General features: G+C 51.3%; 2 protein-coding genes. Both read left to right on the top strand.

What is annotated here, in order from left to right:
* Nucleotides 1–864: 864 nt before the first annotated feature.
* Complete coding sequence (locus IEX86_RS24525) at nucleotides 865–1,128, top strand: hypothetical protein (protein ID WP_188868761.1); 264 nt, start codon at nucleotides 865–867, stop codon at nucleotides 1,126–1,128.
* A 112-nt stretch (nucleotides 1,129–1,240) separates the two neighbouring features.
* Nucleotides 1,241–2,446 carry a tyrosine-type recombinase/integrase gene (locus IEX86_RS24530; protein ID WP_188868762.1) on the top strand — a complete coding sequence of 402 codons (1,206 nt, stop codon included), beginning with the start codon at nucleotides 1,241–1,243 and terminating at the stop codon, nucleotides 2,444–2,446.
* Nucleotides 2,447–3,037 lie beyond the last annotated feature (591 nt).

Consider the following 3,037-nt stretch of genomic DNA (forward strand, 5'->3'; position numbering starts at 1 on the left):
CCGCACAGCGCTTTGAAATATCGATCCCCGAGAGAATTCAGGCGCTTGGCAGCAGCATCAATTTAACGGAGAGTTGGTGTCCGGTTTGGTAGGGGCAAGTCCACTTATAAATGCGGCGAATTTCATTGATTGCAACCTGAACCTTTTCGTCAGTATCAAATTGCTCCTTGAGAAGTCGTAGGGTTTCTTCCTTCTTGTCTATAGGCGTATTTGCTTGGCAAACGTCCGGGTGCCAAGGATGACGATGAACATTAGGAGCTTGGGACACAAGCCAAGTTAATATGCCACAGGTGCCAAACTCCACGAATTCCAATTGCCCACCTTATAAGAAAGGTGATTCTCATCTGTTTTTACGACATCACCGTAAGTCATCAAGCTATAAAGCAAGTTGTGACGGGTGGTGATTCGGTCTTTACCTGTAAACTTCACCTACGAATTCCTTTGCTTTGATATCTACTGATCGCTTTGTGTGGCTATCGCGACACCTAACGGCGCGATGACTTCATATCTTGAAGCTGTCAGTTTCCCCTACCCGGACTTAGGCCACGTATTGCTTCGCGTCGATCTAGAGACCGCGATACCCACAGCGCGAAATATTCCATCAGGATCAATACAACAGACCCTAAAACCATCATTACCCACTCTGTGGTGATGTTAAGGCCAAGTATGATGAGCCTAAACAAACCAAACACAAAAAGGGAAATGCCAATCGTCCGGGTTTATGGCGCCCACATGGAAATAGACAAAAGCTTTATTCGCATCATAAAAGCCACAGAAAGGGTTTTGCTCTCCGTCTGATTGGACCGGCTATCCAAATGACGGCTATGAGGCGGCAATGATTGAGGCTGCTAAGAGGTGCTTGCTGTGACTTACAAGCGATGGAAAGCCACCGATATCAGGGTAAAGGACATGGCGTGGATCAACGCCCTGTGCATGGCTGCGCTGGCACTAGTGAGTTCACGTAACCGGCTAGAGCGCGCCGTCTCGGCCATTTCTTTTTCGCCACTCGTTACCGAAATGGTGGAACGCCCGGTTCAGGTAGCCCGGCAGACGCTGGCTCAGGCGCTGAGAAATGGTTATACGTTGGGGCAGGCGGTCTGTGGGGAAAACATGTGGGAGAAATTATGATGTCGTTAGAGGAATTTAATGTTCATGCAGCTTATAGTTGTATACGTATGAGGATTAGTTATCCTCGTACACTTTTTTCATTACAATGAGTTAAGCAGTACCATGGACTTATATGAGCAAGCTAACTCCAAAACTTGTTAAAGCCATATCCGAACCCGGAAGCTATCAGGATGGCCGGGGCCTTCAACTTCGCATTTCCGCTCAGCTGCGCAAGAGTTGGGTATTTCGGTACATGATCAATGGCCGGCGGCATGATCTTTCGGTGGGCAGCTATCCGGCAGTGTCCCTGCGTGAGGCGCGCCTGGCTGCAGACAAGTACCGTCTTGAAATCTCCCGGGGGATCAATCCAGTCCTCGAGCGCCGGAAAGAGCGTGAGGGCAAATCCTCTCAGAAGCTGGAAGCAAAGACCTTTCAGACTGAGGCTGCACGCTATATTCGAACGCACTCGCCCAGTTGGAGTACCAAGCACTCGCAGCAGTGGCAGAACTCACTGGCTAAACACGTATTTCCCATGATTGGCTCCATGCCGCTGGCCCGGATCGACACCGATGATATGCTGGAAGTGCTCGAGCCCATCTGGAGCGTTATTCCGGTAACGGCCAGTCGGCTGCGCAACCGTATTGAACTGGTCCTCGATGCGGCCAAGGCACGAAAGCTAAGGGAAGGGGAGAACCCGGCGCGTTGGCGCGGGCATTTGGACAAGCTTCTGCCCAGGCAGGGCAGCAGGGTCAAACCGTTTGGCTCGTTGTCTGCTGAGGATACCGCACGGCTCATGCATCGGCTCGATAGCCTGGAGGGTGCTGCCGCCCGGGCCGCTGAATTGATGATCCTGACTGCAACCCGAAACAGCGAGACCTGCGGTGCCCGCTGGGCCGAGCTGGATCTTGAGCAGAAACTCTGGACCATACCGGGCGAGCGTATGAAGACCGGCAAGACGCATCGCATTCCGCTTACCGAGGCCATGATTGAGGTGATCAGCCAGCAGAAGGGCCAGCATCCGGAATGGGTTTTCCCCAATCGCAGGCGTACAGGCTGTATTCCCGGCAATGCCATTGGCCGCGTATTGGATACCTTAAAGGTTCACATGGCGGTCCCACATGGCTTTCGTGCTACCTTCAGAACCTGGGCGGCGGAGACCACGAATTACCCGCGAGAGGTCTGCGAGATGGCGCTGGCGCATACGCTGGGCAGTAAGGTGGAAGCGGCCTATAACCGAGGGGATCTGCTGGAAAAGAGGAGAGGGCTTATGCAGGAATGGAGCGGTTTTCTGCACGAACATAATGAGCAGCATAGTCCTGCAGATAGAGCCAACGGCTAGCTTCGTATAAAGCTCAGTTAGCCATGGAAAGCTAAAAACAAGCATGCCGTCAATGTTGATGCAAACAAGGCTATATACCTTGCACGCACAGCACCTACTTGTTGAAGGATAAACAACATCCTTATCAGACAAGATATCTGGAACAAAAAGCCGTAAAGACCTGCGTCCTTTTCCAGTGATATACAAGTCATCAACCAGCTGATCGCCGGTGAACCAGAGGCCAGCAAGAATAAAGAAAGAAAGAAAAAATGCCGCTGCCTTTTGGAAAACCTTTGAAATGCGCCGGCTTTAACGATCTTGACTGATTCTATGTGACTTCCTAACTCTTTATTGAAGACAACCAATCATGTGAAGTATTGCGACCATCCTACCAGTGACAGCCCAATGCACGCTATGACACCAATTTGATTCAGCAGCGCTGCTTTATTGTCTGCCTTCCACGTGTGCTAAGGCTACTCCAAGCGCTACACAGGGGCCTACCCATATCCCTAGTGTGGTGTCTCGGAAGTTAAGCTCATAACCTTGGTCTACACTTGTTGATTCAAGCCTGTCGAGGAGTCCGAACATGAGAACTGGCCGCCCCGCGACACC

The organism is Pseudomonas asuensis, assembly GCF_014646755.1.
GTDB lineage: Bacteria > Pseudomonadota > Gammaproteobacteria > Pseudomonadales > Pseudomonadaceae > Chryseomonas > Chryseomonas asuensis.

Bases quoted from the DNA above. Each gene is read 5' to 3' on its own strand.
- IEX86_RS24530 (WP_188868762.1), top strand. From the start codon at position 1,241: ATGAGCAAGCTAACTCCAAAACTTGTTAAAGCCATATCCGAACCCGGA.